The 1,289-nt window shown below is 30.3% G+C and carries 1 protein-coding gene and 1 pseudogene; both read left to right on the top strand.

Annotated features, from left to right (window positions below; all coding sequences use genetic code 11):
- Positions 1 to 546, top strand: a pseudogene (locus tag ACP6PK_RS04485) (adenylate/guanylate cyclase domain-containing protein); the annotation flags it as partial.
- Positions 547 to 560: 14 nt separating this feature from the next.
- Positions 561 to 1,202, top strand: a complete 642-nt coding sequence (locus tag ACP6PK_RS04490) for an adenylate/guanylate cyclase domain-containing protein (RefSeq protein ID WP_426558124.1) — start codon at positions 561 to 563, stop codon at positions 1,200 to 1,202.
- The last annotated feature ends 87 nt before the right edge of the window (positions 1,203 to 1,289 follow it).

Here is a 1,289-nt window from a genome sequence, read left to right on the forward strand (position 1 = left end):
TATGGAGTTGTTGGTAGTAATATTAATTTAGCTTCTCGGATTGAATCTTATACAGTGGGAGGTGAAATTCTGATTTCAGGAAATACTCTTGAAGAAGTCAGTTCTATTGTCAAAATTGTGCAGCAAAAATCAGTAAAAATTAAAGGTTTTCCTGAAGCTATCAATATTTATCAACTAGGAGGTATTTCCGGAAAATATAATTTGTTTCTACCTGTAAAATCAGAATTATTTGTAGATTTATTAGAAGCAGTTCCCATTCAGTTTGCAGTTATTGAAGGAAAGGAAATTAGTCAAGAATTAATGTCAGGAAGTTTAGTCAAAGTATCTACTAATTCTGCTGAAGTAAAATCTAATTATTTAGTAGATGTGATGAGTAATCTTCAGATTAATTTATTAAATAGAACTTTTCCAGGGAAAAAAATTGATTATATTTATGGGAAGGTAACAGGTCAAAAAGACGATCGAAGTGGATTTTATATACATTTTACTTCCCTATCTCCAGAAGTTGAAAAGATGTTGAAAACTTGGGTTAAAGCTAGTAGTTAGATGATAATTTGGGATTGTGGATACGAGAATATTTACATTTTTATCAGCAGGTGAGCATAAATAGACAGAATATTATACCAAATCTCATTGGTAGTAATAGGAGGTCTAAATATGGAGTTGTTGGTAGTAATATTAATTTAGCTTCTCGGATTGAATCTTATACAGTGGGAGGTGAAATTCTGATTTCAGGAAATACTCTTGAAGAAGTCAGTTCTATTGTCAAAATTGTGCAGCAAAAATCAGTAAAAATTAAAGGTTTTCCTGAAGCTATCAATATTTATCAACTAGGAGGTATTTCCGGAAAATATAATTTGTTTCTACCTGTAAAATCAGAATTATTTGTAGATTTATTAGAAGCAGTTCCCATTCAGTTTGCAGTTATTGAAGGAAAGGAAATTAGTCAAGAATTAATGTCAGGAAGTTTAGTCAAAGTATCTACTAATTCTGCTGAAGTAAAATCTAATTATTTAGTAGATGTGATGAGTAATCTTCAGATTAATTTATTAAATAGAACTTTTCCAGGGAAAAAAATTGATTATATTTATGGGAAGGTAACAGGTCAAAAAGACGATCGAAGTGGATTTTATATACATTTTACTTCCCTATCTCCAGAAGTTGAAAAGATGTTGAAAACTTGGGTTAAAGCTAGTAGTTAGATGATAATTTGGGATTGTGGATACGAGAATATTTACATTTTTATCAGCAGGTGAGCATAAATAGACAGAATATTATACCAAATCTCA

It is taken from the genome of Dapis hubbardiae BLCC-M172 (assembly GCF_050016015.1).
In the GTDB taxonomy this organism is placed as follows: Bacteria; Cyanobacteriota; Cyanobacteriia; order Cyanobacteriales; family Microcoleaceae; genus Trichodesmium.